Source organism: Nocardia sp. NPDC020380 (genome assembly GCF_044386975.1).
GTDB lineage: Bacteria > Actinomycetota > Actinomycetes > Mycobacteriales > Mycobacteriaceae > Nocardia.
On the sequence record NZ_JBIRVQ010000017.1, the window covers coordinates 121,890 to 147,591 of the forward strand.

Sequence of the window (25,702 nt, forward strand, 5' to 3'; positions counted from 1 at the left end):
ATGGTGCAGGAAACAGACAATGTGGTTCGCGGGACCGTGGATGCGCCGTGGCGCATCGGGACACGCGGCAGCCTGCTCGCGCTGACCCAGGCCGGGCATGTACGTGACGCCCTGATCGCCAATGGGCAACAGGCCGAACTGGTCATCGTGAAGACCGCCGGTGACCAGTCCTCGGCGCCCGTGCAGCAGATCGGCGTCGGCGTTTTCACCGCCGCGCTGCGCGAGGAATTGCTCGCCGGCACGGTCGATATCGCGGTGCACTCCTACAAGGATCTGCCCACCGCGCAGGACGAACGGTTCAATATCGCCGCCATCCCGGCCCGGCAGGATCCGCGCGACGCTCTCGTGGCGCGCGACGGCCTGGTGCTGGGGGAGCTGCCGGTGGGTTCCCGCATCGGGACCTCCGCGCCGCGGCGGGCCGCCCAGCTGAAGGCCCTCGGCCTCGGCGTCGAGATCGTGCCGCTGCGCGGCAATCTCGACACCAGACTTTCCAAGGTTTCCAACGGTGAACTTGATGCCGTCGTGGTGGCGCGAGCGGGCCTGGCCCGCATCGACCGCCTCGATGCCGTCACCGAATCCCTGGAGCCGGTGCAGATGCTGCCCGCTCCGGCACAGGGTGCGCTCGCGGTCGAATGCCGCAGCGTGGACACCGAACTCGTGACCATCCTGTCCGCCCTCGACGATGCCGGCACCCGTGCCGCCATCACCGCCGAGCGGGCCCTGCTGGCCGAACTGGAGGCCGGCTGTACCGCACCGATCGGTGCGCTGGCCGAGGTCGTCGATTCGCTCGACGACGACGGCCGGGTGGTGGAGGAGTTGTCGCTGCGCGCCTGCGCGGCGGCGATCGACGGCTCGGACGTGGTCCGGGCGTCAGCGGTCGGCTCTCTCGCGGAAGCCGCGGAGCTCGGCCGCTCATTGGCGCGTGAGCTCTTGGAGCTGGGGGCGCGCGACTTGCTCAGTGTCACAGAGGAATCCGGGGTCTCCTCAGCCAGCACCGTAGAGCACACCGACAGCAGCAATCCCAGCCCAATGGAGAATCAACGATGAGCCGAGCCTCGAAGAAGAATCCCGGTCGGATCCTTTTCGTCGGGTCCGGGCCCGGTGATCCGGCGTTGCTCACCGTGCGGGCCCGCGAGGTGCTCGAACGGGCCGAGCTGGCGTTCACCGATCCCGACGTCGACAAGGGTGTCCTCGCCCTGATCGGCACCGCGGTCGAACCCGAACTCGACGGGGAACCCCCCGTGGATGTGCGGCCCGCCCTGGGTGATCCGGCCGAGGTCGCCAAAACCCTGATCGCCGAGGCCCGCAACGGCCACGACGTGGTGCGGCTGGTGTCCGGCGACCCGATGACCACCGATTCGGTCATCCAGGAAGTCAATGCCGTCACCCGCTCGCATCTCGCGTTCGAGGTGCTGCCGGGTCTGTCGGCGGGCTCGACCGTGCCGGCCTACGCTGGCATCGAATTGGGTTCCAGCCACACCGAAGTGGATGTGCGCGGCGAGGTGGACTGGGCGGCCGTCGCGGCCGCGCCGGGACCGCTGGTGCTGCACGCCACCTCGGGACACCTGGCCGAGACCGCCAGCGCGCTGGTGGAGCACGGCATGGCGCCGCAGACTCCGGTCGCGGTGACCGTGCGCGGCACCACCCGCCAGCAGCGGACCATCGACGCCACCCTCGCCACGCTGAACAACGCGGCCTCCGAGATGGTCGGGCCGCTCATCGTGACGGTCGGCAAGGAAGTCGAGAAGCGGGCCAAGACCTCCTGGTGGGAGTCGCGGGCGCTGTACGGCTGGACCGTGCTGGTGCCGCGCACCAAGGAGCAGGCCGGCGAGATGAGCGAGAAGCTCGTCAACCACGGCGCCATCCCCATGGAGGTGCCGACCATCGCGGTCGAGCCGCCGCGCAGCCCCGCGCAGATGGAACGCGCGGTCAAGGGTCTGGTCGACGGCCGCTACCAGTGGGTGGTGTTCACCTCCACCAACGCGGTGCGCGCGGTGTGGGAGAAGTTCGCCGAATTCGGGCTGGACGCGCGGGCTTTCAGCGGCGTGAAGATCGCCTGCGTGGGCGAGGCGACCGCGGAGAAGGTGCGGTCCTTCGGCATCAACCCGGAGCTGGTGCCCAGCGGGGAGCAGTCCTCCGAGGGCCTGCTGGCCGATTTCCCGCCCTACGACGACGTTTTCGACCCCGTGAACCGGGTGCTGCTGCCGCGCGCGGACATCGCCACCGAGACCCTCGCCGAGGGTCTGCGCGACCGCGGCTGGGAGATCGACGACGTGACGGCGTACCGCACCGTGCGTGCCTCTCCGCCGCCCGCGGAGACCCGCGAGATGATCAAGACCGGCGGTTTCGACGCGGTGCTCTTCACCTCGTCCTCCACCGTCCGGAACCTGGTCGGCATCGCCGGTAAACCGCACGCCCGCACCATCGTCGCCTGCATCGGCCCGAAGACCGCCGAGACCGCAATCGAATTCGGCCTCCGCGTCGACGTGCAGCCCGAAATCGCCCAGGTGGGCCCCCTCGTCGAAGCCCTCGCCGAGCACGCCGCCCACCTCCGCGCCGAGGGCCTGCTGCCCCCTCCTCGCAAGAAGAGCCGCCGCAGCCGTTAGGCGACGAAGGCTCAGCCGCTAGGCGATGAAGTCTCTCTGCCGCGAGGCATGAGGTGAGTTTCCGGGCCCCGCATCCAAAAGGATGCGGGGCCCGAACCTTTCGCGCCCCAGCAGTGCGTCGGCGCGGCCGGGAGAGCAGAACCGGCGTGTTCGCACGGGCTGCCGCCCAGCGGCCGCTGGAGCGGGATCGGCCGGCCGCCGCAGCGGAAGCTGCTGTGTAGCTGCGCGAGTGGAGTGGGCGCGAGATCGGAATTGCCGCAGTGGCGGAGGCGGCATGGCCGTGCGGTGGTTGCGCGGCGGCTATATGGGGTTCTGGGTGGCGTGGAGAGCGTTCGGCCCCCGCATCCGGAGGGATGTGGGGGCCGAAGCTCTTGCTGCGCCGAGAGCGCGGTGCAGGGGGTTCCGGCTCTCGGCTCCGAACGCGCCTGACCTTGTTGCGTTCGGATTGTTGCCGCTTCCGGTATGGGACCGCGGCAACGTTCTGGGGCGGCGCGCCCCGGTAAGGGGGCGGCGCCGAAATCGGGTGTGGGTCAGCGTTGGGCCTGCATCATGCGGCGGACCATCCGGCAGGTGGCGTCGGAGGGCCAGTGCACGCCGATGGCTTCGGCTGTTGCCCTGATGTTTTCGTTCGTCGCCTGATCGGGGGCGAAGGCGCCCGCGTCCAGGAGCGCGATCGCCAGGCGCATGGCCTTCAGGCGGCGATTGTGAGAGATGTACCACGAGCGCGGACGGCCCGCGGGCAGTGGCTGTTTGGCAAGTGGCCGCCAGGCATGGTCGATGACGTCCCCCTTCTTGGGCACACCTGCGGCCTTGTCGGACAAGCTGGTTACGGCTGCGAGCACGACCAATCCTTCCCGTCGCGATCCGAGATCCACACCGACCCCCGGCGGGAATCTCTCGAACACATCTTCGATTGTACCGGTGGCCACCGACAAAATCCGCTGCTCACAATGACATTCGCGGCACGATTGCGCGACTCGGCGAGCATCCCGCCCGGTATCCGCAGGGGTGCACCCGCGGTATCCACCGGGCCGCAATACGGTGCCCGCCGAGGCGCACGCACACCGCCACGCGCACGGGCATATCATGCGAACATGACCGGAATGGACCGCCCACGGCGGTTGCGCCGCACTCCCGCGCTGCGTCGGCTGGTTGCCGAGACCTCGCTGGAACCGCGGCATCTGATTCTCCCCATGTTCGTCGCCGACGGACTCGATGATCCACGCGAAATCTCCTCCATGCCAGGCGTTTTCCAGCACTCCATGGATTCCCTGCGCAAGGCGGCCGTGGAGGCCGTCACCGCCGGCGTGGGCGGGCTCATGCTCTTCGGCGTACCCAAACCGGAGGACAAGGACGCCGACGGCAGCCAGGCCAGCGACCCGGACGGGATCCTCAACCGCGGACTGCGCGCACTTGCACAGGAAGTGGGCGACGCCACCGTCGTGATGGCCGACACCTGCCTCGACGAGTTCACCGACCACGGCCACTGCGGCGTGCTGGACGAGCACGGCGCGGTCGACAACGACGCCACCCTGGACCGCTATGTGGCAATGGCGTTGGCGCAGGCCGAGACCGGCGCCGACCTGCTCGGCACCAGCGGCATGATGGACGGCCAGGTGGGCGCGATCCGCGACGGCCTGGACGCCGCCGGTTACACCGAAACCGCCATCCTCGCCTACGCCGCCAAGTACGCCTCGGCGTTCTACGGCCCCTTCCGCGAGGCCGTCGGGTCCTCGCTGCAGGGTGACCGCCGGACCTACCAGCAGGATGCGGCCAACCGCCGCGAGGCGATCCGCGAGCTGGAACTGGACCTCGAAGAGGGTGCGGACATCGTCATGGTGAAGCCCGCCATGTCCTATCTGGATATCCTGCGCGAGGTTGCCGACCGTTCGCCGGTGCCGGTGGCCGCGTACCAGATCTCCGGCGAGTACTCGATGATCACCGCCGCCGCGCAGAACGGCTGGATCGACCGCCGCGCGGCGGTGCTGGAATCGCTGCTCGGCATCCGGCGCGCGGGCGCCGACATGGTGCTCACCTACTGGGCCACCGAAGCCGCGCACTGGCTTTCGTGATCATGGACGAGTCTCTCGTGACCGGCATGAACGAGTACCGCCGGTCGTGAATCCGATGGCGCCTCCGCCGGGCAGGCATCCGATGGCCCCGGCACCGGTCCCGCGCCCGGTACCCGACGACGTGCGCACCGCCTGCCTGCTCTGGTACTCGGCGCTGGGTGTCGGGATCGTGCAGATCGTGGCAGCCATGCTGGCGCAGCTCGGGCAGCGACAGCAGTTGGCGCAGCAGCTGTTCGACCGGATGAAAGAGCAGCAGCCGGGGCTCACCATGGCGCAGGCGCAGACCTGGGCCGCGATCGCCGCACTGGTGATGGCGTTGCTGTGGGTGGTGCTCACCGGCGCGGGCGCGGCCATCGTGTACCTGATGGGGCACGGAAAGAATTGGGCGCGTGCGCTGCTCACCGGATTGGCGGTGTTCTTCGCGCTCGGCACGATCGGCACGTTGTTCGGATCGGGGAGCGTGGGCGGGCCCGCGGCGGTGGTCGCGGGCTGCGCCGGAATCGTGCAGACGGTATTGGCAGCGGGGGCCGTATTCCTTTGCTACCGAAAGGAATCCGAAGCCTGGTTTAGACCCGGCCCACGGTAGGTACTCCCGAGTTTGTTACGGCCGTACTAACGGGTATGGTGAGGGCAGTCACAGAGGATTCGGGAACCGGAAGCCGGGTGTCATGCGTTGTCGCATGGTGCGTTCGGGCCGGGAAGGCGGAGGCATCGATGCGCGTGGTGATCCAGCAACCGCACAGCCTTCGGCGAGATGTGCTGGTGTTGAGTCTGCTCTTCCTGTTCGGACTGCTCACCCTCGCCGTGTTGTTGATCCCCGGCCTCACCCACTGAGGACCATGATCTTTACGCTCGGCCTATGAGTGAGGTCCAAGCCCCCGAGGCCGTGCTGTTCTCCGAGCCAGGCGCGCGCTGGCGAACCATCGCCTACGGACCCGCCCTGTGCGGCATCATCCTGGCGATCGAGGTCGCGCGCGGCGGCGCCGTGCACTGGTTCGGCCTGGTCTTCTGCGCGGTACTGCTGGCCGGGTTCGTGTGGCTGCAGGTCATTGCCGGCAAGCGGCACATCAGCGTCGAACTCACCGCGGACACGCTGCGTGAGGGCGCCGAAGTGGTGCCGTTGCGGACGATCGCGCAGGTGCTGCCGGAGGATGACGAGGAATCCTGGGACTATGAGGACTGGCAGTCCGCGCGGGCGCTGGGTGAACTCTCCGGGGTGCCGCGGCGCCGCAAGGGCATCGGGCTGAAGCTGCGGGACGGCTCGCTCGCGCAGGCGTGGGCGCGCGACCATGTGACGCTGCGGGCCGAGCTGACGAGTGCGCTGGAACGCCTGGACGGGCACGAGGAGCCGAACGGGCACGAGGAGAAGGAGGCGGAGTGATGCGGTGGCTGGCCGTGCTCGCCGAGTTTCTATTCGTCGCGGCGGTGGCGTACGCGTCGGTGTGGTGCTGGCGCAACGGGATTCACACGTCGTGGTTCCAGGCTTCGGGGGACGCGCCGGGATTCGGCGCCCGGCGGTATTCCGGGCCGTGGCTGGCCGGGGCCGCGGTGCTGATGGCGGCCGCGGGCGTGGTGCTGATCGACGGGGTGGTGCGGGCGGTACGGTTCGCCCGCTGAGGCGCGGGTGCGGCGTGTCGGAGATCCGCAGCCGTGTCGGGGGTGCGAAGTCGGTGTTTGCCTATGAGCCGACCGGGTATGTGCGGAGAATGGAGATCATGAAGCGCACAGGTCACGTGCCACGTCCTGCACTCGCGGTGCTGGTCGCGGGGGCTGTCGGCGCTGCGGTCCCGATCCTGGCGGCGCCCCTCGCCGCCGCCCCGGCCACCGCCGCCCCGATTGCCGCCGTTCCGACTGCTACTGCTCCGACTGTCACTGCTCCGATTGCCGCCGTTCCGACTGCAACTGCTCCGATTGACGCCGCTCTGATTGCAGCTGCTCCGGCTGTCACCGCTCCGGCCGCCGCTGGTGCGTTTGCCATTGCTCCGGCCGCCGCTGGTCCAGTTGCCGCTGCTCCGGTGGATGTTGTCTCGGGTATGCCGGCTGCGGACTCGCCACTGGTCGCGGTGTCCTGGCAGGACCTGCTACCGCCCCCGCTGGACTGCCTGGTCTCGACCGGGTGGGCTGCGTTCTGTCTGGGGATTCCGACGCTGTGATCGGCCGGGCCCGTGGCAGTTGCGCGGGTCCGTCGTGGTTGCTCAGGGCCGGGAAGTCGCGGCGGCGCGCCCGCAGACCGCGCCGTCGTGACTATCGGTTCCAGCGCTGGTAAATATCCAGCACTCGCCCGCCCTTGGTGCCGGGCAGGTTCACGTAGATGGTGACCGTGCCGTCCGGATGGTCGGCGGCCTCCGCCATCACCTGCCGCAGCGAGGCGTGCACGCCGCCGCTGTCGTCGCGGTAGATGGTGGTGTCCGGTTGCAGGCCCGCGCCCATGCGGCTCAGCGGCACGAACATGCTCACCACCGCGGGCACGGGACCGTCTGCGAGAGAAGCGGTTTCGTCATGCGAGAGCTGCATGCCCACGCGTCCCTGATCCAATTGCACGAACGGCGCACCGGCGGCGGCCTGTCCGGCGCCCAGCCCGATGCTCGCGACGGCTCCGGCGGCCAGCACGAGCGCCCCGACCATCACGTTCCTGACCCGCATACGTCCCACCCTCTCGCCGATGCCGCTCCTCCGCCGAAAGATTACGCACGAGCAACCTTTCAGACACCGAAATAGGTCAAATCGGTCCGGCGTGTTGCGCCGGATTGCGTAGCGGATGCGGAAGTCATCGGGGGGTGCGAAGATGGCGGGTTCGCTGTGGGGTAGGGCACTCGACTACACCCTGTCGTCGACGGGGGCAGGGGCGGCTGAGAGACTGGGTGCCGTGAGTTCTTCTCCGCGTGTGAACCAGGCTTCCGTGCAGGTCTCGGCCCAACTCTTCGAACGCGCCGCGCAGGTGATTCCGGGTGGCGTGAATTCGCCGGTGCGGGCGTTCAAATCGGTCGGCGGCACACCGCGGTTCATCACCTCCGCCCGTGGGTGCACCCTCACCGATGCCGATGGCAACGAGTACGTGGACCTGGTGTGCTCCTGGGGGCCCATGATTCTCGGGCACGCGCACCCGGCCGTGGTCGAGGCGGTGCGGCGGGCCGCCACCTCCGGGCTGTCGTTCGGCGCGCCGACCGAGGCGGAGATCGAACTGGCCGAGGCCATCGAGGCGCGGGTGGCGCCGGTCGAGCGGGTGCGGCTGGTGAACTCGGGTACCGAGGCCACCATGAGCGCGGTCCGGCTGGCGCGCGGCTTCACCGGACGCTCCAAGATCATCAAGTTCAGCGGTTGCTACCACGGGCACGTGGACGCGCTGCTGGCCGACGCCGGGTCCGGCGTCGCCACGCTCGGGCTGCCGACCTCGCCGGGCGTGACCGGCGCGCAGGCCGCTGACACCATCGTGCTGCCGTACAACGATCTCGCGGCGGTGGCCGCGGCGTTCGAGGCGAATCCGGGCGAAATCGCCTGTGTCATCACCGAGGCCGCGGCGGGCAATATGGGCACGGTCGCGCCGCAGCCCGGATTCAATGCGGGCCTGCGGGAACTCACGCGCGCGCACGGGGCGCTGCTCGTCATGGACGAGGTCATGACGGGCTTCCGGGTGAGCGCCTCCGGCTGGTACGGCATCGACGGGGTGGCCGGCGACCTGTACACGTTCGGCAAGGTCATGAGCGGCGGGCTGCCCGCGGCGGCCTTCGGCGGGCGGGCCGAGATCATGAACCGGCTGGCGCCGATCGGACCGGTCTATCAGGCCGGCACGCTCTCGGGTAACCCGGTCGCGGTGGCGGCGGGCCTGGCTTCGCTGCGCGCCGCGGACGCGGACGTGTATGCGGCGCTGGACCGTAACGCGCAGCGCCTGGGCGCGCTGATGACCGAGGCGCTGAGCGCCGAAGGCGTCCCGCATCGCGTGCAATTCGCGGGCAATATGGTGGGCGTGTTCTTCACCGAGAACCCGGTCACCGACTACGCCGCCGCCAAGGCGAGCGAAACCTGGCGTTTCCCGGCCTTCTTCCACGCGCTGCTGGACGCGGGCGTCTACGCGCCGCCGAGCGCCTTCGAAACCTGGTTCGTCTCCGCCGCCCTCGACGAGAACGCATTCGATCGCATCGCCGCCGCCCTCCCCGCCGCCGCGCGCGCCGCGGCGGCCGCCACCCCCGAAGGATCCGCCGCGTGAGCTCCACCCCAGATTCCGGCCCGGCCGTCCCCAACCAGCACGAGGCCCCCCTATCCCCGGCCGAGGCCGCCCGCCTCCTCGACTCCATCCGCCAGGCCGAAGACGAACTCGCCCAAACCGGCGAACACATAGCCGTCTCCCCGACCTCGGTCCCCCTCTCGGCCACCCCGAGTGCCGCGTCGCCCACCGACAGCGCGCAGTCCGACGCCGAGGTGATTGTCTCCGCAGATGCCGCCACCACGGACCAACAGCCGGAAGCCGTGGCAGCCGACCTCGCCGACGGCTCCTCGAGCCCCGCGCCTGCCGCGGCCGGTACGGACGTCACGAGCATCGAATCCGCCTTCGCGCCTGCCGAATCCGGCGATGTCGCGTCGGCCACGAGCGCCGCGTCGCCCGCCGGCAGTATGCAGCTCTCCGCCGATACGGAAACCCCGCTAGCAGAGCAACAGCCGGAAGCCGTGGTGGCCGGCCTGGCTCACGTATCCGCGAGCCCCGCGCCCGTCGCGGCCGGCGCGGATGTCGCGAGCATCGAATCTGCCGTCGCGCCTGCCGAATCCGGTGATCTTGTGGCGGCCGCGAACGATGCTGCCGGCGAACAGGTCGGTCACCCGAGTCTCGCCGCTGCCGCGAATTCGCCGTCTGTCGCGGACGGCGCGGTAGCTTCCGCTTCGGGCCTCGTCGTTGCCCAGGCTGAGGCGGATTCGGCGCGTGCCGTGGGCACCACTACCGCCGATGTGCAGGGCGGAGGCGACGCTGTGGTTGAGCCCGATGACGTGGACGCCGAGCTCGTTGCCGAAGCTGTCGGCGCCGAAGAGGTTGTGGGGGAGGATCTTTCGGGCGCTAGCGGCGTCGAGGGGATCGGGTTCGAAGAGGATTCGGACGTCGAGACGATGGATGGGTTTGCGCCGTTGGTAGGGGCGGCTTCGGCGGTGGAGATCGTGGAGGCGGAGTTGGTTTTTGCTGAATCGATCAAGGCTGTCAGTGATTTCGCGGCCGAGCCGGGTGAAGCCGGGGCTGCTGGGGTGGATGCGGTGTCTGGGGAATCGGGGCAGGGGGGCGTGGAGGCGGGGGAGGTTGTGCGGACTGCTGGGGGGCTGATCGTGCCGGGGCGGGTGGCGGATGATGTCGAGACGATCGTGCATGTCATGCGGCATGGGGAGGTGCACAATCCGAAGGGGATTCTGTACGGGCGGCTTTCGGGGTTCCAGCTGTCGGTGACGGGGCGGGCGCAGGCGCAGGCCGTGGCGCGGTCGCTGGCGGATCATGACATCGCGCTGGTGGTGGCTTCGCCGTTGCAGCGGGCGCAGGAGACGGCCGAGCCGATCGCGGCGTCGCACGGGTTGATCATCCGGACGGACGACAATCTGATCGAGGCGGGGAACACCTTCGAGGGGCTGCGGGTTTCGGCGGGCGATGGCGCGCTGAGCAAGCCGCGGCACTGGTGGAAGCTGCGGGATCCGTTCACGCCGTCGTGGGGTGAGCCGTATCTGCAGATCGCGCATCGCATGCTGGCCGCGGTGAACAAGGCGCGCGTCGAGGCCGCGGGCCGCGAGGCGGTGCTGGTGTCGCATCAGCTGCCGGTGTGGACGCTGCGCCGCTTCCTGCAGGGCGAGCGGTTGTGGCACGACCCGCGCAAGCGGCAGTGCTCGCTCGCCTCGGTGACTTCGCTGGTCTACCAGGGCGATACGTTGATCGACATCGTGTACTCCGAACCCGCGGGTGCGTCGGATCCCAAGGTGACGGGAGCATGAGACGGGTCGTCGCGACCTTGCTGGCGAGCGTTGCCGTGGTGGCGGCGGTCGCCGGCTGCACCACCGCCGGTAAGGATGCGGTGGCGCAGGGCGGCACCTTCGACTTCGTCTCGCCCGGCGGCAAGACCGAGATCTTCTACGATCCGCCGGACAAGCGCGGCACCATCGGCAAACTGTCCGGCCCGGATCTCATGACCGCCGGCAAGACCACCTCGGTGGACGATTTCCCCGGCAAGGTCGTGGTCGTCAACATCTGGGGTCAGTGGTGTGGCCCGTGCCGCGCGGAAGCGCCTGCGCTGGAACAGGTTTACGCGGCCTCCAAGGACAAGGGCGTCGCCTTCCTCGGCATCAATGTGCGGGACAACGAGAAGGACAAGGCGCAGGATTTCGTGACCGACAACAAGGTCGGTTACCCCTCCATCTACGACCCGTCCATGCGCAGCCTGCTCGCGCTCGGCGGCAAGTTCCCGACCAGCGTCATCCCGACCACCATCGTGCTGGACAAGCAGCATCGCGTGGCCGCGGTGTACCTGCGTTCGCTGCTCGCCGATGATCTGCAGCCGCTGGTGAACCGGCTGGCCGCGGAGCCGCAGTCGTGATCGATCCGGCGCGGGAGGCCGCGCGATGAGTGATGTGACCGTGCTCGCGAGCGTGGGGGATTCGTTCCAGCAGACCGCCGCCACCGGCCCGCTGCTGCTCGCGCTGGGCGCGTGCGTGCTGGCGGGACTGGTGTCGTTCGCGTCCCCGTGCGTGGTGCCGCTGGTGCCGGGCTATCTGTCGTATCTGGCCGGTGTGGTGGGTGCGGAAGCGCCGCCCGTCACGCTGGAGCAGCGCGCGAAATCCGCGACGGCCCAGCGCAATTCGAGCCGTCTGCGGGTGGCTGGGGCGGCGGGCCTGTTCGTGGCCGGTTTCACCGTGGTGTTCGTGCTGGCGTCGGCGACCGTGTTCGGTGCGATCCAGGTGCTGAACGTCAATCGTGATCTGCTGCAACGCATCGGCGGCGTGGTCACCATCGTGATGGGGCTGGCGTTCATCGGCCTCATTCCCGCGCTGCAGCGGGACACGCGCATGGAGCCGCGCCGGCTCAGCGGTGTGCTCGGCGCGCCGCTGCTGGGCGCGGTGTTCGCGCTCGGCTGGACGCCGTGCCTGGGCCCGACACTGTCCGGTGTGATGGCGGTGTCGGCGGGTACGCAGGGCACCACCGCGGTGCGCGGTGTCGCATTGATCGTGGCGTACTGCCTGGGTTTGGGTCTGCCCTTCGTGATCCTGGCGTTCGGTTCGGCCTCCGCGTTGCGGGGTGTCGGGTGGTTGCGCCGTAATTCCCGCACCATTCAGGTGATCGGAGGCATTTTGCTGGTTGCTGTCGGTATTGCCCTCGTTACAGGCGCGTGGGACCAGTTCGTGTCCTGGGTCCGCGATGCCTTCGTCTCCAACGTGACACTTCCGATCTGACATGACTGCCACCATCGAAACACCCAGCGCCCCTGTCCGTCCGCCGCGGCAGTCGCCGTTGCTGCGCGTGATCGCCCTGCTGCGCAATACCTGGCGCGGGCTCACCAGCATGCGTACCGCGCTGATGCTGCTGTTCCTGCTGGCCTTGGCCGCGATTCCGGGTGCGCTGTTGCCGCAGCGCAGTCTGAACAAGGGCAAGGTCGACGATTACATCGCGAAGCGGCCCACGCTGGGGCCGTGGATGGATCGGCTGCAGTTGTTCGACGTGTTCTCCAGTTTCTGGTTCACGGCCGTCTATGTGCTGCTGTTCATTTCGCTGGTGGGCTGCATCCTGCCGCGCGTGCTGGACCACTACAAGGCGTTGCGTACGCCGCCGGTGAAGGCGCCGCGTAATCTTTCCCGGCTGCCGCACCACTATTCGGGCGGCGATGCCGCGACGCCGGAGCAGGTGATCGAGCGGGCGCGCACGCAGATGCGTGGCTGGCGCACCATCGTGCAGCCGGGTTCGCGCGAGGGGGAACTGACGCTTTCGGCGGAGAAGGGTTACACGCGCGAGGCCGGAAACCTGGTCTTCCATTTGGCGCTGGTGTGTTTGCTGGCGGCGGTGGCGGCCGGCAAGTTGTTCGGGTACGAGGGCAATGTCGTGGTGATCGCCGACGACGGCCCGGGTTTCTGCACGACCTCGCCGGCGGTGTTCGATTCGTTCAAGGCCGGCAATGTCAACGACGGCACCGGTTTGACGCCATTGTGTGTGCGGGTCAAGAACTTCAAGGCCGATTACCTGTCCAATGGTCAGGCCGAAATGTTCACTTCGGATATCCAGTACCAGTCCGGTAAGGATCTGGCCGCGGGCACCTGGCGGGACACCGAGATTCAGGTGAATCATCCGCTGCGGGTCGCCGGTGACCGGGTTTACCTGCAGGGGCACGGTTTCGCGCCCAAGTTCACGGTGACCTTCCCGAACGGGCAGACCCGCACCGACGCGATCCAGTGGAAGCCGGACGACGGCACCACCTTCCTGTCCTCGGGTGTGCTGCGCATCGATCCGCCGGGCGGCATGTATCCGAGCGAGGACGAGCGGCGCAAGCATCAGATCGCCATCGAGGGCTTGTTCGCGCCGACCGCGTTCCTGCACGGTTCGCTGCTGACGTCGTCGTTTCCGAAGATGACGGATCCGATGGTGGCCGTCGACATCTACCAGGGCGATACCGGCCTGGATACCGGCCGGCCGCAGTCGTTGTTCTCGCTGGATCAGGAGATGATCCGGCAAGGCCGCTTGACGAAGCAGCAGCGGGTCAACCTGAAGCCGGGCGAGACCTCGACGCTGGCGGACGGCACCAAGGTCACCTTCGACGGCGCCGAGGAGTTCGTGAATCTGCAGGTCTCGCATGATCCGGCGCAGCAGTGGGTGCTGGTGAGCGCGCTGACCATGATGGCGGGCCTGCTGGTGTCGCTGCTCGTGAAGCGGCGGCGCATCTGGATCCGGGTGTACCCCGATGCGGAATCCGATGGAAAACGACGTACCGTAGTAGAAATGGGCGGACTGGCCCGTACCGACCAGGCGGGTTGGGGCGGCGAGTTCGACCGGCTGCGTGAACGGCTGCTGTCCGAGAAACCGGGAGAGAAGTAATGCCGATCGACGAGAACCTCGCGTCCTACAGCGATCTCGCCTTCAAATCGGCCATCGTGGTCTACGCGCTGGTCTGGGTCATGCTGGTATGGCAGTTCGCCATCACCCGCAAGGTGCCCACCGCCGCACGGGAACTCGTGACGGTCGGCGGCGGCAGTGCTACGCCGCCCCCGTCGGAACCGCAGCTCATCGGCAAGGTGACCGACACCGGCCGCCCGGCGCGCCCGTTCTCGGAACGCCTGGGCAATATGGCCTTCGCGGTGCTGTTCGTGGCCTTCGCCTCGCACGGGCTCTCGATCGTGCTGCGCGGCTTCGCGACCCACCGCTTCCCGCTCGGCAATATGTTCGAGTTCATCAGCATGGCGACCGCCGCCGCGGTCCTGCTCGGCCTGGTGCTGCTGCGCGATGTCCGCTACCGCGGCATGTGGGCGTTCCTGCTCGCCCCGGTGCTGATCCTGCTGTTCCTGGCCGGCACCAAACTGCATGTGGACGCGGCGCCGGTGGTGCCCGCCCTGAAGTCCTACTGGCTGCCCATCCACGTGACCGTGGTGTCCATCGGCTCCGGTGTCTTCCTGGTCTCGGGCGTCGCGAGCGTCATGTTCCTCTACCGCCTCTGGCAGCCCGCGGGCCACGAGTCCGACAATGTCTTCGGCCGCGTGGCCGCCATGCTCCCCGACGCCCAGACCCTGGACCGCCTCGCCTACCGCACCACGGTGATCGGCTTCCCCATCTTCGGCACCGGCGTCATCCTGGGCGCCATCTGGGCCGAATCCGCCTGGGGCCGCTTCTGGGGCTGGGACCCGAAGGAGACCTGCTCCTTCATCGCCTGGGTCCTCTACGCCGCCTACCTGCACGCCCGCGCCACCTCCGGCTGGCGTGACACCAAGGCCGCCTGGATCAATATCGCCGGCTTCGTCGCCATGCTGTTCAACCTCTTCATCATCAACATCGTGGTGAGCGGCCTCCACAGCTACGCGGGCCTCAACTAGCCCCTATCTACCTGCGGTTTCTGGGGATCATCCGGTGCTTCGGTACCGGATTTTCCGTCTCGGTACGCAGTGGGTACGCAGCCTTGTCGAGATGCTCGGCCGCATTGGCGCCCAAGGCATAGCATCGTGCTACTGATTCCCGTCTCTTAGCGCCGCTGCGTACAGCCCATGACTGGGACGCGGCGACGTGGATGTCGTTTCAGAGGACAACAATTGAGCGACGCATACGAACAGATGAAGCGCTTGCGTGCGCAGCGTGAGCGTCAAGCAGCCGCTGATGCTGAGCAGTCGGCCGATGTCGAGGCGGATCGGAAAGTCAACCTCGACAGATGCCTTGCAGAGGTAGCGAATGTCCTGCGACTGGAACGAGTCCGGCCCAGGCCGCTCTATCGCTTCAGTCATATGACTAAAGCGGGTCTCTTCTCTGGCTCAGCGAAACAGATCCTCACCGATACGAGCCTTGACGGTTGGCTCATATGCGCTCCAACGTCGATCAGCACCGGCTGGATGCCGCGGGTTGTTCTCGATACGAACGGAAACCTCTGGTATGGAAGCTATGTCGGTCCGAAGCCGGACCGTCGAGGGCTCACCCGAGGTGCAGGTTGGCAGGTTAGCGAAATCGTCGGTCGGGTCCATCTGCCGGGTATGTCGGACGGTGGTCCCTTGCCCGAGTCGCTGCTGCAGATCGTCAGCTGGAACGCGAATTTCCCACCGATTCCGTTCATTGGCGGATACTGAGCGGTCGCCTGGTATCAACAGGTCTGGGGCCTGCTGTTGGGTATTAGCAGTCATCAATCGGCGACAAGAGGAATCACCAGAGTATCCAGGTGCTCTCTTAGAACGTTCCCGGCTGCCGTCCGTGTGGTCTCGTCGGCGTCCGGCCATAGGTGCGCGTAGTACCGCAAAGTGGTCACCGCACTGCCGTGGCGGACGCGAGCCTGGACGGTGATTGATGTCTGCTCCCTGCCGAATCAAGAGCGAGGCGTAATAGTGGCGGAGGTCCTGGAAGCTGAAGCCCTCCGGTTGTCAATGGCCGGATGGAAGTCGCCGCTGGTGGCCAGGTGAAAGTCCCCGCTCTCGTGCTTGGTGGCTGTGATCGATAAGCGTTATCGATCACAGCTGTTGGTTGGAAATTTGCAGAGCGCCCCGATGCACCGCTACCAGACCGGGGGAGGGTTGTCCAAGGGGGTGAAGACCCCGACACGGTTGCGTTCGGGGCAGGGGTCTTCTCGCGAAGTGCGTTGTGAAGCAACGCCTTTAGTTTGTCCTGAAGTCGGCTATGCCCTCACCCCCTCCCATGGGTTCCGAGCATCGGAATGGCATGCAGGGCTATGCGCCGTCCGCCTGGATAGGTGGCAGGTCCCGAAGCGGCGGCATCGACCGCCTGGCGTAGGTCTCCTCCGGATGAACGGTGATCACGTCGAGTTGCTGCACCAGCGTCCCCGGTATCTCGCTGCCTTCGAAGTGTTCGGGGCCGGGCACGATGACGGCCTCGGCGTCGAGTCGTGTCGCTTGGGCTTTGAGTCGGGCCAGTGGTGGCCGGCCGGAGTTCGGGTCGTAGACGACCATGCCGGAGAAGTCGTAGCTGAGCCGCGTGGCGAGTTTCCGTATCTGGCTCTCGTCCCAGAGTTGGCTTATGCCGGACACGTCGGTCCGGACGTAGCCGAGAGCCGTTGGCTTGTAGCGCATGTCCGCCCCTCGCGGTCGTCCTGGCTGCTTTCGAGTTCACCGAAGCCGAGGCACTCGAGGTAGAACCCCGCGTGATCCTCGGTCTCCTCGCCGTGGCTCTCAAGTTCGAACAGACCGCCGGGGAACTTGAAGAGCCTTGTCCGCCGGTTCATTTCGACCCCTGTCCGCCGTTGGTGAGCAGCTCGAATCTGTTGGTACAGACCCGGACCCGAGCGGCTGCTTAAAAGCTACGAAACAGGCAGCTCTCTAATCCAGGAACATGCAGCGACTTGCGAATTGGGGTCCGTTCTGGCCCATAACCGGACATCGAGCGGGACGATTAGTAGCGCGGGCTGCAAGTCCGCGCATATCGCTGGACGCGAGAGGACTGATCATGCAATTACGGTTCCTGGGCAAAGGCGGCACCGGCGGCGGGGGATGCCCGTCGTTGTACACCACTGATCACGGAAGCTCCCTCGTACAAGGCTGGGTGACGGATCAAGTGAGCACGGTGGAGATCCCTCACCTGCTGCTCGGTTTCGCCGAGCCAGACACGTTTGTCGGTGCGCGTATGGAAGACAGCGGGCGAGGCACGTTTCTGTTGTCTGGTCGCCCGATCACTGACCAGGAGACGCTGTCTCAGCTGGACTTGTACGAGGACGAGACAGCTATCGAGGTCCCCAAGCGAGAGAGGACATTCTACGGTGCTGTTGCTGCAAGATGAGGGATTCGACAACCTGCTTCGTGACTGCAAGCGCGAAGCCTTCCACCTCGAGGTGAAGGACACCTACGAAACCCCGGAGGAGACCGATCCGTTCCGCAACTTCCTCGAAGGTCGTTCCGGGGAAGACGATTACGGGTGGCTACGCGGGTGGCTCGATCTCGTCCAAGAGACCACCGCGCGAGGTGTCCGTGTCCGCCGTGCACGAGTGGTCACGGTCCCGCACACGGATTACACGCGATGGCTGCTCGAGGTGTCTCACCAGAACATCGCTGCCGGGGAGGAGATTCGATACCTCTCCCGTCACCTGATCGATGCCGACCGCCTGACCGCGGACGATTGGTGGTTGTTCGATGATGAGTCGGTGGCCTTTACGGTCTTCGAGCCTGCCGGACGCTGGGCCGGCGGAGCGCTGACCACGGATCGGAGGATCGTGAACTACATCCGCGAGGTGCGGGATCTGGTGTGGGAAGCCGCAATCCCTCACGCTGACTATCTGGCGCGCGGTAACCGGTGACGAGCGCTGTTCACGAGCAACGGGAAGCTCTCGGGCTACGGCTTCGAGAGCTTCGCCGTGATGCCGGGCTGACTGCGCGCCGACTGGCGGAGCTGGCGCACTGGCACGAGTCGAAGGTTTCGAGGATTGAGTACGGCAAGCAACAGCCCTCGGAGGCCGACCTCCGGGCATGGTGCTCACACACCGGTAGTGACGGTCAGCTGGCGGACCTGATCGCGACGCTCCGCAATATCCAGGCCGCATACCTGGAATGGAAACGGCTGCTCGGTACCGGAACCCGTCGCCGCCAACGGCTTTCGTTCAAGCTCGAGGGTGAGACCAGCGCGATGCGATGGTATGAACCCTCGTTGGTCCCTGGGCTGTTGCAGACCCCCGAGTATGCGGAGGGTGTTCTCCGCAAGATCATCGCGTTCTACGGGGTGCCCGATGATCTCGAAGAGGGAGTAGCGGCCCGGATCGAACGTCAGAATGTCCTGTATCGAGGGGACCACCGGTTTTCGTTCGTGATTGCCGAGCAGGTCCTTCAGACGACTGTGGTGGACGATTCGGTGATGCTGGGTCAGCTCGATCGACTCATGACCGTGATGACGCTACCCAGGGTTCAACTCGGGATCGTGCCCGAGCACACCGTATTCGAAGGCCCGTCCATGAACGGCTTCATCATGTTCGACAACCGACTCGTGCATGTCGAGACCGTGAGTGCCGAGCTGTCCATCACCCAGCCGCGCGAGATCACATTGTACGGACGGATATTCGCCCAACTGTCGGAGCAGGCTACCCGCGGCGAGGCTGCCCGCGGACTAATCCGCGCCGAGCTGGAGAAGCGTCAGCGCGGATAGCTGGCGGGCAGCGACGGAAAGCCAGAACCCACCCCCATCCTGACCCCCGATCTAGTCAAGGTTTTTTACGCGGGGCTCGAAAAGCTATGAGCAACTGCCGAATCTGGGAGAGGGGTCAGACGAGCTTCCAGTCTGTCTCGATCCGAGCGACCTCTGCCGCAAGCAGATCGGGCAGGCTCTCACCTCGGTCGGCTACTCGTTTCTGGCGAAGCTCCTCGACTTTGGTTCGGGTTTGATCGCTGAGCTGGAGCTTAAGACTGACATACCAGTTCTGACGGCCAATATTTGCCTCCAACGGATCAGGATTCCCGTTGTCGGCCACGATGAAAGCGTTCCCTGAGCCAGGCACCGGAATCATTGGTCTGATCTGGTCCTCAAGTATTCGAATCTGGTCGATACCTGCTCGCCATTCAGCCAATAGTTCGGCTCGTCGTTGCCGCGTCAGCCTCCGTTTTTCAACGCCCCAGTTGGCCCAGGGCGCGGCAAGCGACCCTATTACTCCGGTGACCAGGCCGACTCCACCACTTATCAGGGTGCTGATGATCTCTGATGCCACCGAGCCAGTCTGTCAGTCGGAGCGGGTTTCTCTGCGCAAGCCGCGGGTTCAGTCGTACGTTCAAAAAAGCCGGGAGCCTGCACGTATCCAGTGAGCTGCTATGCGACCCGACTTCACTCAGTTCGCAAGGGGGTCCCTCCCCTGGGGGTGACTCCCGATCGGCCGGAGGAGCACCGGATCGCGATACCGCCGTGAGCAGTGTACGGGTTCCGGAGACGGTCAGATACCCCCGTGTACCGAAAGTTGAGCGTGGGCAACAGCGGCTACCGTCACGTGGTCCGCCCGGTCAACTCCGGCGATCCTGACCCCATCCCCGAGTCCAGAGGAGGGGCGGGATATCCACCGTGGGTCGCACACCGCACCCTCCTGGCGGTCGATGCCGTACGCAGTAGGTACGCAATCGGGTCGAAAGACGTTGGTGGACACCAACGGACTGAGAGCGAGAATCAGCAGGTCAGAATTGATGTCGTAGAACCTCGGTGCGAGCAAACGCACGGGTGATTGTTCATCATCAACATCGTGGTGAGCGGCCTGCATTCGTACGCGGGCCTCAACTAGTCCCTGCCCGCCTGCGAATCGGCTCGCGTTGCGATGAATTCGGCGGGCCGGCGTCGTCTGCTCCGGTATGACCATGAAGTCGCGCAGGTTTGTGCTGATCCCGGGCGCCGGTGGCGTGGGCTGGTATTGGAGCCGGGTGGCGGGCGGGTTGATCGATGCGGGGCAGGACGCCGTTTCCGTCGATCTGCCCGGTGATGACGATGGGGCCGGGCTCGCGGAGTATCGGGATATCGTGCTCGGGCAGGCGGGGGACGGCGATGTGATCGTGGCGCAGTCGCTCGGAGGGTTCACCGCGGGCGCGGTGTGCGAGCGGATCACGCCGTCGGCGCTGGTGTTCGTCAATGCGATGATTCCGGCGCCCGGGGAGACGGCGGGGGAGTGGTGGGGGAACGTCGGTTCGGCCGAGGCGCGGATCGCGGCCGCCGATGCCAAGGGGTACAGCCGCGAATTCGACATGGAGACATACTTTCTCCACGACGTCGCGCCGGAGATCACGCTCGAGGGTGAGCCGTATCAACGCGGCGAGTCCGATCGGATCTTCGGTGATCCGTGTCCTTTCAGCGCTTGGCCGGAGGCGCCGATACATGTGCTGACCGGTGCCGATGATCGATTCTTTCCGATCGCATTGCAGCAGCGGATTGCGCGCGAACGACTCGGGGTCGAGGCCGATATCGTGCGCGGCGGTCACCTTGTCGCCCTGTCGAATCCGGGTGCGGTCGTCGACTATCTACTCGAAGTTGAATCGGTCGGTGAATAGGTAGGTCGATGAATACGGCCGCATCTCAGTAGATTTCGGCGCATGGATTCCGCTACGTTGGCGATGTTGCAATTCGCAACGTGAAACTTTGTGCGCGCCAACCTACTTCGGGCGCGCTATGCGGGGTTCGGGAGAACAGGAAAATCATGCGTCGTACTGTTGTGAATTTCGGTCGTAAGGCTCTCATCGCGGCACTGCCGCTCGCGGTTGCCGCGACCTTCGCCAGTGGTGGAACGGCTTCTGCCACCGCGCCGGAGACCGCTCCTGTGGCGCAGGCGGTCGCGCCCGCGGACGCGGCCCCGGTCGCCCAGTCGGCTGCGGCTCCGCAGGTCGCGCCCGTTGCTCAGGCGGCCCCGGTGGCCGAGGCCGCGGTGTCGCCGGCCGAGCCCGCCGCGCCGGAGGCTCCGCAGCCGGCGGCCGCCACCGGCGCGCAGGACATTGCCACGAATCCCAATGCCGCCAACCATGATCCGCTGGGTAATGGTGCGGCCGCGGGTGCGATTGTCGGCGCCGTATTCGGTGCGGTCGTCTGCGGTGTCACCATTGTGGGCATTCCGCTGATCCCGCTCTGCATCCTCGGCCCGGCGTTCCAGGGCGCGCTCGTCGGCTTGATCGTCGGCGCGGTCGCCCCGGATGTCGTTCCGCAGGTCCTGCCCTGATCTTCGGGCGGTAGGTTATTCGTCGTCCTCGCCGGGGGTGTCGCCCTCGGCGAGGAGGCTGTAGAGGCGTCTGCGGGTCTCGGCGAGGATGCGGGTTGCGTTGTCCACCTGGCGATCCGAGCCGATCTGGGTTACCTGGGTGGCGGCCATGACCACCTGTTGAATCATGGCGTTGACTTCCATGAGGGCATCGTCGGCCCCGCTGGTGACCGAGTCCCAGAGGGAAGAGAATTCCTCGGCCTTCTGCTCCACCAGGTCCTTGCCGGGCCGGGTGAGTTCGTAGACCTTCTTGCCGTCCTGTTCGGCGACCAGGACCAGGCCCTCGTCCTCCAATTGCTGGAGGGTGGGGTAGACGGATCCGCTACTGGGGCGCCACATTCCGGCGCTGCGGGCTTCTATCTGCTGCATGATCTGATAGCCGTGCAGCGGCTGTTCATAGAGCAGGATCAGGATGGCGGTGCGGACGTCACCGCGGCGGACGCTTTTGCCGCGGCGTGGTGGACGGCCGAATCCTGTTGGGGGAAAACCGGTTACGGGCATCCCGGCGGCGGGGGCGCCGGCCGGGGGGAATCCGGCGGGCGGGAAACCCGCCGCCGGGGGGACAACGGTGCGGGGGAAACCCGGCGGCGGAAAACCGCCTGCGCCCGTTGGCCCGTTCGTGCCGAAGGGTTGGAAACCGAATCCGCCCGGGGCGCCTGCGCCGGGCATTCCGTCGAAGTTCATTGTCGACCTCCCTGTTTTACCGACATGATGACGATATGTCGCCACCTGTTGCGAGGAAACGGGTTGTCCACTTCTGACCAGGGCGGGTCCGCTTTGCACCTCGCCGGAGCTACCGGCCGGCGAAGACCATGGAGAGCGTCATTCATGGAAGGAAACACTGTTATGGACACTCGGATCACCGACCCCGCCCAGCTGCCCGTCGCCTTCGAGGAGCGGTTGAACGCGGGCGATGTGGAAGGCGTGCTAGCGCTGTTCGCGCCGGATGCCGCGATGCGCACGACCGCGGGAACCGTGATCAGCGGGCGGGCGGCGCTGCACCGGGAGATCAGCGGGACGGTCGCGGCCGGCGCCCGGCTCGACAATGTGCGGCGGCACACCCTGATCGGCGCGGATACCGCACTGCTGGTTACCGATTGGACAATGGAAATCGACGGGCCGGACGGGACACGCGTGTCGCCTACCGGCACCACCGCGAATGTGGCGCGACGGGTAGGCGAAGGGGAGTGGCGGTTCGCGGTGCTCAATCCGCTCGGCACCGCCTGAGCGATGCGCCCCCGGTTTCCGCGGCAAGGATTTCGTCAGGGTCTTACAAGGTGAGTCGGTGACTCTAGGTGGGCGGGATGGAAAAGGCCCCACCCGCCCAACGAAATCCGCACCACTTGGAAAGTGGGGCATAGGGGAAACGTCATGAAGCTTTTCGCTGCAGGAATCGGGCTCGCAATCGCCGCCGCCGCGGCGCCTGTGGTATTCGCCGCAAGCGCCCACGCCGATCCGGAGCCGAACGCATGCCTGGTGATCGTGAACAACACGCCGTCGAATGTCTCGATCACCGTGAACAATCCATCGTTCGCAGGAACCAATTGGACCGTGAGTCCTTGGGCCAATACCATTCTGACCTATCACAACAAGGCGATCATCACCACCGGCGGTGACTGGAACATCAACGGCCCGACCGGCAGCTGGAGCTACGACCCCAACCTGAACGACTCCGCCTGGGGCTGCAACGGCTCGTGGGTGTTCACCATCAACTGAGCGCTCGTCACCCCCCTGCCCGCGGGGAGGCAGGGGGTCAGCGCTCGTCGACGATCGGGGTACACGGGAACCTGCGCGGTCCGCCTCCATCTCACCTATGGCACGGTCCGCAACTACCTGGCCTCGGCGGTCACCGAACTGCAGGCGCGCAATCGTGTGGACGCGGTCCGTCGTGCCAGCGAGGCCGGTTGGCTGTGGCCACCGGCAGGCCGTTCAACCGGCGGTGGCCGGGTCCTTCTTGCGGGGCATGAAGAGGGCGGGCAGCAGCCCTATGGCCGCGAAGGCCACCGCCCAGGTGAAGGTGTGCGCGAACGCGAGGGCCTGCGCGCCCGCGTGAGCGTGCAACTGGCTCTGCAGGATCACCGCGAACACGGCCGCCCCGAACGCGCCGCCCAGCTGCTGGTTGATGCGGGTGGCGCTGCTGGCGTGCGGAATCTCGGCGCGGTTCAGATCGGTGTAGGCGCCGGCCAGGACGGCCAGATTGACCGAGCTGAGCCCGATTCCGCGCAGCACCAGCGCGCCCGCGAGCAGCAGGGTGGCGGGGTGCCGGTCGGCGAAGGCGAACGGCAGCGTGCCGAGCACGGTGCACACCATGCCCAGCAGCACCACCGGTCGCGGCCCGAGCCGATCGGTGAGCGGCCCTGCGGCCCTGGCGATCAGGCTGCCGATGCCCTGCGGGGCGAGCAGCAGGCCCGCCATGACGATGCTCGCGCCGCGCGCCTGCTGATAGAAGAGCGGCAGCAACAGCATCGAGCCGAACAGCGACAGCCCGGTGGTGAACATGAGAGCACTGGCCGCGCTGAACGAACGCGTCCGGAACAGCCGCAGATCGACGGCCGGTTCGGTCGTGTGCAAGGCGTGCCGGGCGAAGAGCGCGATGAGCGCGCCACCGCCGAGCATCGGAATCAGTACTGCCGCATGCCCGAAGCCGCCGTGATCACCGACCTCGGCCAGGCCGTAGATGACGGCCGCCACGCCGGGGGAGAGCAGCAGCAGGCCGATGACGTCCAATCGTGTTGTGCTGCGGGCGGAGTCGGCGGGCAGGTAGCGCCAGGCGAGGGCGATGGCGAGCAGGCAGACCGGCACGTTCACGTAGAAGATCCAGTGCCAGTTCAGATGTCCGATGATGAGCCCGCCGAGCACCGGTCCGAGAATGGGTCCGAGCAGCGCCGGCAGGGTGATAACGGCGGTCAGGCGCCCGATGTTCTTCCCGCCCGCCGCGCGCATGAGCATGGTCTGCAGGATGGGCAGCATGAGCCCGCCGCCGACGCCCTGGATGACGCGGAAAGTGATGAGCGAGCCGATGTTCCAGGCGATCCCGCACAAGGCGGAGCCGATCATGAACAGCGCCAGCGAGATCAACCACATGCGTTTGGCGCCGAACCGGTCCGCGGCCCAGCCGGTGAGGGGCACGGTCATGGCGAGGGCCAGCAGATAGCCGGTGCCGACCCATTGCACGGTGGCGAGGGTGGTGTGCAGATCGTGGGCGAGGGTGCCGAAGGCGATATTGACGATGGTGCTGTCCAGCAGTGGAGCCATGGCGCCGGCGACGAGGACCAGCGCCATGCGCAGGACCGCGGGGTCGAGCCGGTCGGGCGCCGGGGCGGTATCGGTGGGTGCGGCAGTGGTCATGGGGGCCTCGATCAAAGTAAGAGACGTATAGTCTCTAATAAAACAGTCACAAACACGCCACGTCAAGAGACGCATCGTCTCTAGTTTTGAGGAGGTTCGATGACGGATTCCCCGGTGCGCCGGCGCGGAGCCGAACTGGAGGAGAGCCTGCTCGACGCCGCCTGGGCGGAGCTACGAGAGGTCGGCTATCAGCGCCTCACCATGGAAGGCGTCGCCGCCCGTGCGAACACCGGTAAACAGGTGCTCTACCGCCGCTGGCCCAACCGGGCGGCCTTGGTGATCGCGGCCGTGCGCCGCCGCGTCGGCAGCGTCGAAACCGCGATCCCGGATACGGGCGATCTGCGCACCGACGTGATCATGTTGCTGCGCCGCAGTTTCGCCGTGCAGCGGGAGGTCGGGCGCGACACCGTGCGCGGTCTGCTCGCGGAGATCACCGACCTCGGCCCGGATCAGTTCGAGATCATGGGCCGGGCGCTGGAGTCCATGCTGCGCAAGGCCGCGGACCGCGGCGAGGTGGATATGTCCCGGCTGACTCCGCGCCTGATCCGGTTGCCGGCGGATCTGATGCGGCACGAGATGCTCATCGATGACGAGGTCTCGGAGTCCGTGCTCACGGAGATCGTCGACGACATCTATCTGCCGCTGGTGCGAGGGGTGTCCGCGCGGCCCGAATAGGGCGGATGCGGTGTCCGAATAGGAACGCCCAGCTACCGATACGACTCGTCCCCCGCGGACCCGGCCGGGGTCCTCGGGGGACGGTCACATCTGCCTTGGAATTTGGCGAGCTTCGGGTGATTCAGGTGGATTCGCCGTCGCGATGCTCTCGGGAGAGCTGCTGCAGGAAATCCGGATCGTCCTCGGGACCGATGATGCGTTTGCGCCGGGTGGGTGCCGAGCCGGTACCAACCGGTCGCTCTGGTCCGAAGGCCTTCCAGCACAGCATCGCGATGGCCACGACCGCGATGAGTGCCAACAGGTACGTCACGTCGCTCACCTCCTGACTTCGAGGGTAGTTCGGTTTCGTACCCGTGGCACCGAGGAACAGGAAATGGGGGTTACACGCGCGTCGCCTCGGTGGTGAGGGACTTCAGCAATTGCATGACTTCGGATTCGCGGAACCGGCGGTGACCGCCCGGCGTCCGCAGGGAGCCGAGCCGACCAGCGTGTGCCCACCGGGTCACGGTTTTCGGATCGACATGGAACAGGGCTGCCACCTGGCCGGGGGTGAGCAGGGTGTCCTGGCCGTTGACGGAACCCATTACGCGGCTCGCCGCGGTGAACGCAGTCATTCGCAAACCTTTCCGTTTCGACAGATCCCTCATCAGTAGCGACATCG

At 66.8% G+C, this 25,702-nt stretch carries 29 protein-coding genes; 21 read left to right on the forward strand and 8 right to left on the reverse strand.

Annotated elements, in window-relative coordinates:
* Together hemC and ACH438_RS38035 are read left to right on the forward strand one after the other, a co-directional pair.
* Nucleotides 1–1,047, forward strand: a complete 1,047-nt coding sequence (gene hemC / locus ACH438_RS38030; RefSeq protein WP_397014697.1) for a hydroxymethylbilane synthase — start codon at nucleotides 1–3, stop codon at nucleotides 1,045–1,047.
* Entirely contained in the window at nucleotides 1,044–2,606 is a 1,563-nt protein-coding gene (locus ACH438_RS38035; RefSeq protein WP_397014507.1) for a uroporphyrinogen-III synthase, read from the forward strand. Before hemC ends, ACH438_RS38035 begins: the two co-directional genes overlap by 4 nt.
* A gap of 530 nt (nucleotides 2,607–3,136) precedes the next feature.
* Here the strand turns inward: ACH438_RS38035 and ACH438_RS38040 are convergent.
* Nucleotides 3,137–3,448 (reverse strand): hypothetical protein, encoded by a 312-nt coding sequence (locus ACH438_RS38040; RefSeq protein WP_397014509.1) that lies wholly within the window; start codon nucleotides 3,446–3,448, stop codon nucleotides 3,137–3,139.
* 252 nt (nucleotides 3,449–3,700) lie between these two features.
* Here ACH438_RS38040 and hemB point away from each other — a divergent pair, with 252 nt between their 5' ends.
* The 4 genes from hemB to ACH438_RS38060 all read left to right on the forward strand — a co-directional run bounded on the left by hemB (nucleotide 3,701) and on the right by ACH438_RS38060 (nucleotide 6,295).
* Nucleotides 3,701–4,678 carry a porphobilinogen synthase gene (hemB, locus tag ACH438_RS38045; protein WP_397014511.1) on the forward strand — a complete coding sequence of 326 codons (978 nt, stop codon included), beginning with the start codon at nucleotides 3,701–3,703 and terminating at the stop codon, nucleotides 4,676–4,678.
* 82 nt (nucleotides 4,679–4,760) lie between these two features.
* Entirely contained in the window at nucleotides 4,761–5,264 is a 504-nt protein-coding gene (locus tag ACH438_RS38050; RefSeq protein WP_397014513.1) for a hypothetical protein, read from the forward strand.
* A 273-nt stretch (nucleotides 5,265–5,537) separates the two neighbouring features.
* Nucleotides 5,538–6,059, forward strand: a complete 522-nt coding sequence (locus ACH438_RS38055; protein WP_397014515.1) for a hypothetical protein — start codon at nucleotides 5,538–5,540, stop codon at nucleotides 6,057–6,059.
* The gene (locus ACH438_RS38060) at nucleotides 6,059–6,295 is read left to right on the forward strand and encodes a hypothetical protein (RefSeq protein WP_397014517.1); all 237 of its coding nucleotides are present in this window, start codon (nucleotides 6,059–6,061) and stop codon (nucleotides 6,293–6,295) included. The genes ACH438_RS38055 and ACH438_RS38060 overlap by 1 nt, the downstream gene beginning before the upstream one ends.
* 627 nt (nucleotides 6,296–6,922) lie before the next feature.
* On the opposite strand, the gene ACH438_RS38065 is transcribed toward ACH438_RS38060, so the two are convergent.
* Complete coding sequence (locus ACH438_RS38065) at nucleotides 6,923–7,321, reverse strand: hypothetical protein (protein WP_397014519.1); 399 nt, start codon at nucleotides 7,319–7,321, stop codon at nucleotides 6,923–6,925.
* A 223-nt stretch (nucleotides 7,322–7,544) separates the two neighbouring features.
* On the opposite strand from ACH438_RS38065, the gene hemL reads away from it, so the two are divergent.
* The 7 genes from hemL to ACH438_RS38100 all read left to right on the forward strand — a co-directional run bounded on the left by hemL (nucleotide 7,545) and on the right by ACH438_RS38100 (nucleotide 15,442).
* Nucleotides 7,545–8,882 carry a glutamate-1-semialdehyde 2,1-aminomutase gene (hemL, locus tag ACH438_RS38070; RefSeq protein ID WP_397014521.1) on the forward strand — a complete coding sequence of 446 codons (1,338 nt, stop codon included), beginning with the start codon at nucleotides 7,545–7,547 and terminating at the stop codon, nucleotides 8,880–8,882.
* Nucleotides 8,883–10,027: 1,145 nt separating this feature from the next.
* Nucleotides 10,028–10,633 (forward strand): histidine phosphatase family protein, encoded by a 606-nt coding sequence (locus ACH438_RS38075; RefSeq protein ID WP_397014699.1) that lies wholly within the window; start codon nucleotides 10,028–10,030, stop codon nucleotides 10,631–10,633.
* Nucleotides 10,630–11,232 carry a TlpA disulfide reductase family protein gene (locus ACH438_RS38080; RefSeq protein ID WP_397014523.1) on the forward strand — a complete coding sequence of 201 codons (603 nt, stop codon included), beginning with the start codon at nucleotides 10,630–10,632 and terminating at the stop codon, nucleotides 11,230–11,232. The genes ACH438_RS38075 and ACH438_RS38080 overlap by 4 nt, the downstream gene beginning before the upstream one ends.
* Nucleotides 11,233–11,257: 25 nt before the next feature.
* Entirely contained in the window at nucleotides 11,258–12,085 is an 828-nt protein-coding gene (locus ACH438_RS38085; protein WP_397014525.1) for a cytochrome c biogenesis CcdA family protein, read from the forward strand.
* A gap of 1 nt (nucleotide 12,086) precedes the next feature.
* Complete coding sequence (locus tag ACH438_RS38090) at nucleotides 12,087–13,715, forward strand: cytochrome c biogenesis protein ResB (protein WP_397014527.1); 1,629 nt, start codon at nucleotides 12,087–12,089, stop codon at nucleotides 13,713–13,715.
* Nucleotides 13,715–14,704 carry a c-type cytochrome biogenesis protein CcsB gene (gene ccsB, locus ACH438_RS38095; protein ID WP_397014529.1) on the forward strand — a complete coding sequence of 330 codons (990 nt, stop codon included), beginning with the start codon at nucleotides 13,715–13,717 and terminating at the stop codon, nucleotides 14,702–14,704. The genes ACH438_RS38090 and ccsB overlap by 1 nt, the downstream gene beginning before the upstream one ends.
* Nucleotides 14,705–14,917: 213 nt before the next feature.
* On the forward strand, nucleotides 14,918–15,442 hold the full coding sequence (locus tag ACH438_RS38100) for a hypothetical protein (RefSeq protein ID WP_397014531.1): 525 nt from the start codon (nucleotides 14,918–14,920) through the stop codon (nucleotides 15,440–15,442).
* A 591-nt stretch (nucleotides 15,443–16,033) separates the two neighbouring features.
* Here ACH438_RS38100 and ACH438_RS38105 read toward each other — a convergent pair.
* The gene (locus tag ACH438_RS38105; RefSeq protein WP_397014533.1) at nucleotides 16,034–16,393 is read right to left on the reverse strand and encodes a hypothetical protein; all 360 of its coding nucleotides are present in this window, start codon (nucleotides 16,391–16,393) and stop codon (nucleotides 16,034–16,036) included.
* A gap of 373 nt (nucleotides 16,394–16,766) precedes the next feature.
* Here ACH438_RS38105 and ACH438_RS38110 point away from each other — a divergent pair, with 373 nt between their 5' ends.
* The 3 genes from ACH438_RS38110 to ACH438_RS38120 are packed head-to-tail and all read left to right on the forward strand — an operon-like array spanning nucleotide 16,767 to nucleotide 18,449.
* Entirely contained in the window at nucleotides 16,767–17,096 is a 330-nt protein-coding gene (locus ACH438_RS38110; protein ID WP_397014535.1) for a hypothetical protein, read from the forward strand.
* On the forward strand, nucleotides 17,077–17,610 hold the full coding sequence (locus tag ACH438_RS38115) for a DUF6879 family protein (RefSeq protein ID WP_397014537.1): 534 nt from the start codon (nucleotides 17,077–17,079) through the stop codon (nucleotides 17,608–17,610). The genes ACH438_RS38110 and ACH438_RS38115 overlap by 20 nt, the downstream gene beginning before the upstream one ends.
* Entirely contained in the window at nucleotides 17,607–18,449 is an 843-nt protein-coding gene (locus ACH438_RS38120; RefSeq protein ID WP_397014539.1) for a helix-turn-helix domain-containing protein, read from the forward strand. The genes ACH438_RS38115 and ACH438_RS38120 overlap by 4 nt, the downstream gene beginning before the upstream one ends.
* 115 nt (nucleotides 18,450–18,564) lie before the next feature.
* Here ACH438_RS38120 and ACH438_RS38125 read toward each other — a convergent pair whose 3' ends face one another.
* Entirely contained in the window at nucleotides 18,565–19,005 is a 441-nt protein-coding gene (locus ACH438_RS38125; protein ID WP_397014541.1) for a hypothetical protein, read from the reverse strand.
* 631 nt (nucleotides 19,006–19,636) lie between these two features.
* Here ACH438_RS38125 and ACH438_RS38130 point away from each other — a divergent pair.
* Nucleotides 19,637–20,320 carry an alpha/beta fold hydrolase gene (locus tag ACH438_RS38130; RefSeq protein WP_397014543.1) on the forward strand — a complete coding sequence of 228 codons (684 nt, stop codon included), beginning with the start codon at nucleotides 19,637–19,639 and terminating at the stop codon, nucleotides 20,318–20,320.
* Nucleotides 20,321–20,466: 146 nt separating this feature from the next.
* On the forward strand, nucleotides 20,467–20,979 hold the full coding sequence (locus tag ACH438_RS38135; protein ID WP_397014545.1) for a hypothetical protein: 513 nt from the start codon (nucleotides 20,467–20,469) through the stop codon (nucleotides 20,977–20,979).
* 15 nt (nucleotides 20,980–20,994) lie between these two features.
* Here ACH438_RS38135 and ACH438_RS38140 read toward each other — a convergent pair whose 3' ends face one another.
* The gene (locus tag ACH438_RS38140) at nucleotides 20,995–21,702 is read right to left on the reverse strand and encodes a helix-turn-helix transcriptional regulator (protein WP_397014547.1); all 708 of its coding nucleotides are present in this window, start codon (nucleotides 21,700–21,702) and stop codon (nucleotides 20,995–20,997) included.
* A gap of 162 nt (nucleotides 21,703–21,864) precedes the next feature.
* On the opposite strand from ACH438_RS38140, the gene ACH438_RS38145 reads away from it, so the two are divergent.
* Together ACH438_RS38145 and ACH438_RS38150 are read left to right on the forward strand one after the other, a co-directional pair.
* The gene (locus ACH438_RS38145; RefSeq protein ID WP_397014549.1) at nucleotides 21,865–22,245 is read left to right on the forward strand and encodes a YybH family protein; all 381 of its coding nucleotides are present in this window, start codon (nucleotides 21,865–21,867) and stop codon (nucleotides 22,243–22,245) included.
* Between the two features lie 144 nt (nucleotides 22,246–22,389).
* Entirely contained in the window at nucleotides 22,390–22,734 is a 345-nt protein-coding gene (locus ACH438_RS38150; RefSeq protein ID WP_397014551.1) for a hypothetical protein, read from the forward strand.
* A 213-nt stretch (nucleotides 22,735–22,947) separates the two neighbouring features.
* Here ACH438_RS38150 and ACH438_RS38155 read toward each other — a convergent pair whose 3' ends face one another.
* The gene (locus tag ACH438_RS38155; protein ID WP_397014553.1) at nucleotides 22,948–24,366 is read right to left on the reverse strand and encodes a DHA2 family efflux MFS transporter permease subunit; all 1,419 of its coding nucleotides are present in this window, start codon (nucleotides 24,364–24,366) and stop codon (nucleotides 22,948–22,950) included.
* Between the two features lie 99 nt (nucleotides 24,367–24,465).
* Between ACH438_RS38155 and ACH438_RS38160 the strand changes: the two genes are divergently transcribed.
* A complete protein-coding gene (locus ACH438_RS38160; RefSeq protein WP_397014555.1) occupies nucleotides 24,466–25,041 on the forward strand; it encodes a TetR/AcrR family transcriptional regulator in 576 nt (191 codons plus the stop codon).
* Between the two features lie 121 nt (nucleotides 25,042–25,162).
* Here the strand turns inward: ACH438_RS38160 and ACH438_RS38165 are convergent, their stop codons facing one another.
* A complete protein-coding gene (locus ACH438_RS38165; RefSeq protein WP_397014557.1) occupies nucleotides 25,163–25,351 on the reverse strand; it encodes a hypothetical protein in 189 nt (62 codons plus the stop codon).
* A 70-nt stretch (nucleotides 25,352–25,421) separates the two neighbouring features.
* Entirely contained in the window at nucleotides 25,422–25,655 is a 234-nt protein-coding gene (locus ACH438_RS38170) for a BldC family transcriptional regulator (protein WP_397014559.1), read from the reverse strand.
* Between the last annotated feature and the right edge of the window lie 47 nt (nucleotides 25,656–25,702).

Coding starts and splice junctions, on each gene's coding strand:
- hemC (WP_397014697.1), top strand. CDS start 1: ATGGTGCAGGAAACAGACAATGTGGTTCGCGGGACCGTGGATGCGCCG.
- ACH438_RS38035 (WP_397014507.1), top strand. CDS start 1,044: ATGAGCCGAGCCTCGAAGAAGAATCCCGGTCGGATCCTTTTCGTCGGG.
- hemB (WP_397014511.1), top strand. CDS start 3,701: ATGACCGGAATGGACCGCCCACGGCGGTTGCGCCGCACTCCCGCGCTG.
- ACH438_RS38050 (WP_397014513.1), top strand. CDS start 4,761: ATGGCCCCGGCACCGGTCCCGCGCCCGGTACCCGACGACGTGCGCACC.
- ACH438_RS38055 (WP_397014515.1), top strand. CDS start 5,538: ATGAGTGAGGTCCAAGCCCCCGAGGCCGTGCTGTTCTCCGAGCCAGGC.
- ACH438_RS38060 (WP_397014517.1), top strand. CDS start 6,059: ATGCGGTGGCTGGCCGTGCTCGCCGAGTTTCTATTCGTCGCGGCGGTG.
- ACH438_RS38065 (WP_397014519.1), bottom strand. CDS start 7,321: ATGCGGGTCAGGAACGTGATGGTCGGGGCGCTCGTGCTGGCCGCCGGA.
- ACH438_RS38075 (WP_397014699.1), top strand. CDS start 10,028: ATGCGGCATGGGGAGGTGCACAATCCGAAGGGGATTCTGTACGGGCGG.
- ACH438_RS38080 (WP_397014523.1), top strand. CDS start 10,630: ATGAGACGGGTCGTCGCGACCTTGCTGGCGAGCGTTGCCGTGGTGGCG.
- ACH438_RS38085 (WP_397014525.1), top strand. CDS start 11,258: ATGAGTGATGTGACCGTGCTCGCGAGCGTGGGGGATTCGTTCCAGCAG.
- ACH438_RS38090 (WP_397014527.1), top strand. CDS start 12,087: ATGACTGCCACCATCGAAACACCCAGCGCCCCTGTCCGTCCGCCGCGG.
- ccsB (WP_397014529.1), top strand. CDS start 13,715: ATGCCGATCGACGAGAACCTCGCGTCCTACAGCGATCTCGCCTTCAAA.
- ACH438_RS38105 (WP_397014533.1), bottom strand. CDS start 16,393: ATGCGCTACAAGCCAACGGCTCTCGGCTACGTCCGGACCGACGTGTCC.
- ACH438_RS38110 (WP_397014535.1), top strand. CDS start 16,767: ATGCAATTACGGTTCCTGGGCAAAGGCGGCACCGGCGGCGGGGGATGC.
- ACH438_RS38130 (WP_397014543.1), top strand. CDS start 19,637: ATGAAGTCGCGCAGGTTTGTGCTGATCCCGGGCGCCGGTGGCGTGGGC.
- ACH438_RS38135 (WP_397014545.1), top strand. CDS start 20,467: ATGCGTCGTACTGTTGTGAATTTCGGTCGTAAGGCTCTCATCGCGGCA.
- ACH438_RS38140 (WP_397014547.1), bottom strand. CDS start 21,702: ATGAACTTCGACGGAATGCCCGGCGCAGGCGCCCCGGGCGGATTCGGT.
- ACH438_RS38145 (WP_397014549.1), top strand. CDS start 21,865: ATGGACACTCGGATCACCGACCCCGCCCAGCTGCCCGTCGCCTTCGAG.
- ACH438_RS38150 (WP_397014551.1), top strand. CDS start 22,390: ATGAAGCTTTTCGCTGCAGGAATCGGGCTCGCAATCGCCGCCGCCGCG.
- ACH438_RS38155 (WP_397014553.1), bottom strand. CDS start 24,366: ATGACCACTGCCGCACCCACCGATACCGCCCCGGCGCCCGACCGGCTC.
- ACH438_RS38160 (WP_397014555.1), top strand. CDS start 24,466: ATGACGGATTCCCCGGTGCGCCGGCGCGGAGCCGAACTGGAGGAGAGC.
- ACH438_RS38170 (WP_397014559.1), bottom strand. CDS start 25,655: ATGACTGCGTTCACCGCGGCGAGCCGCGTAATGGGTTCCGTCAACGGC.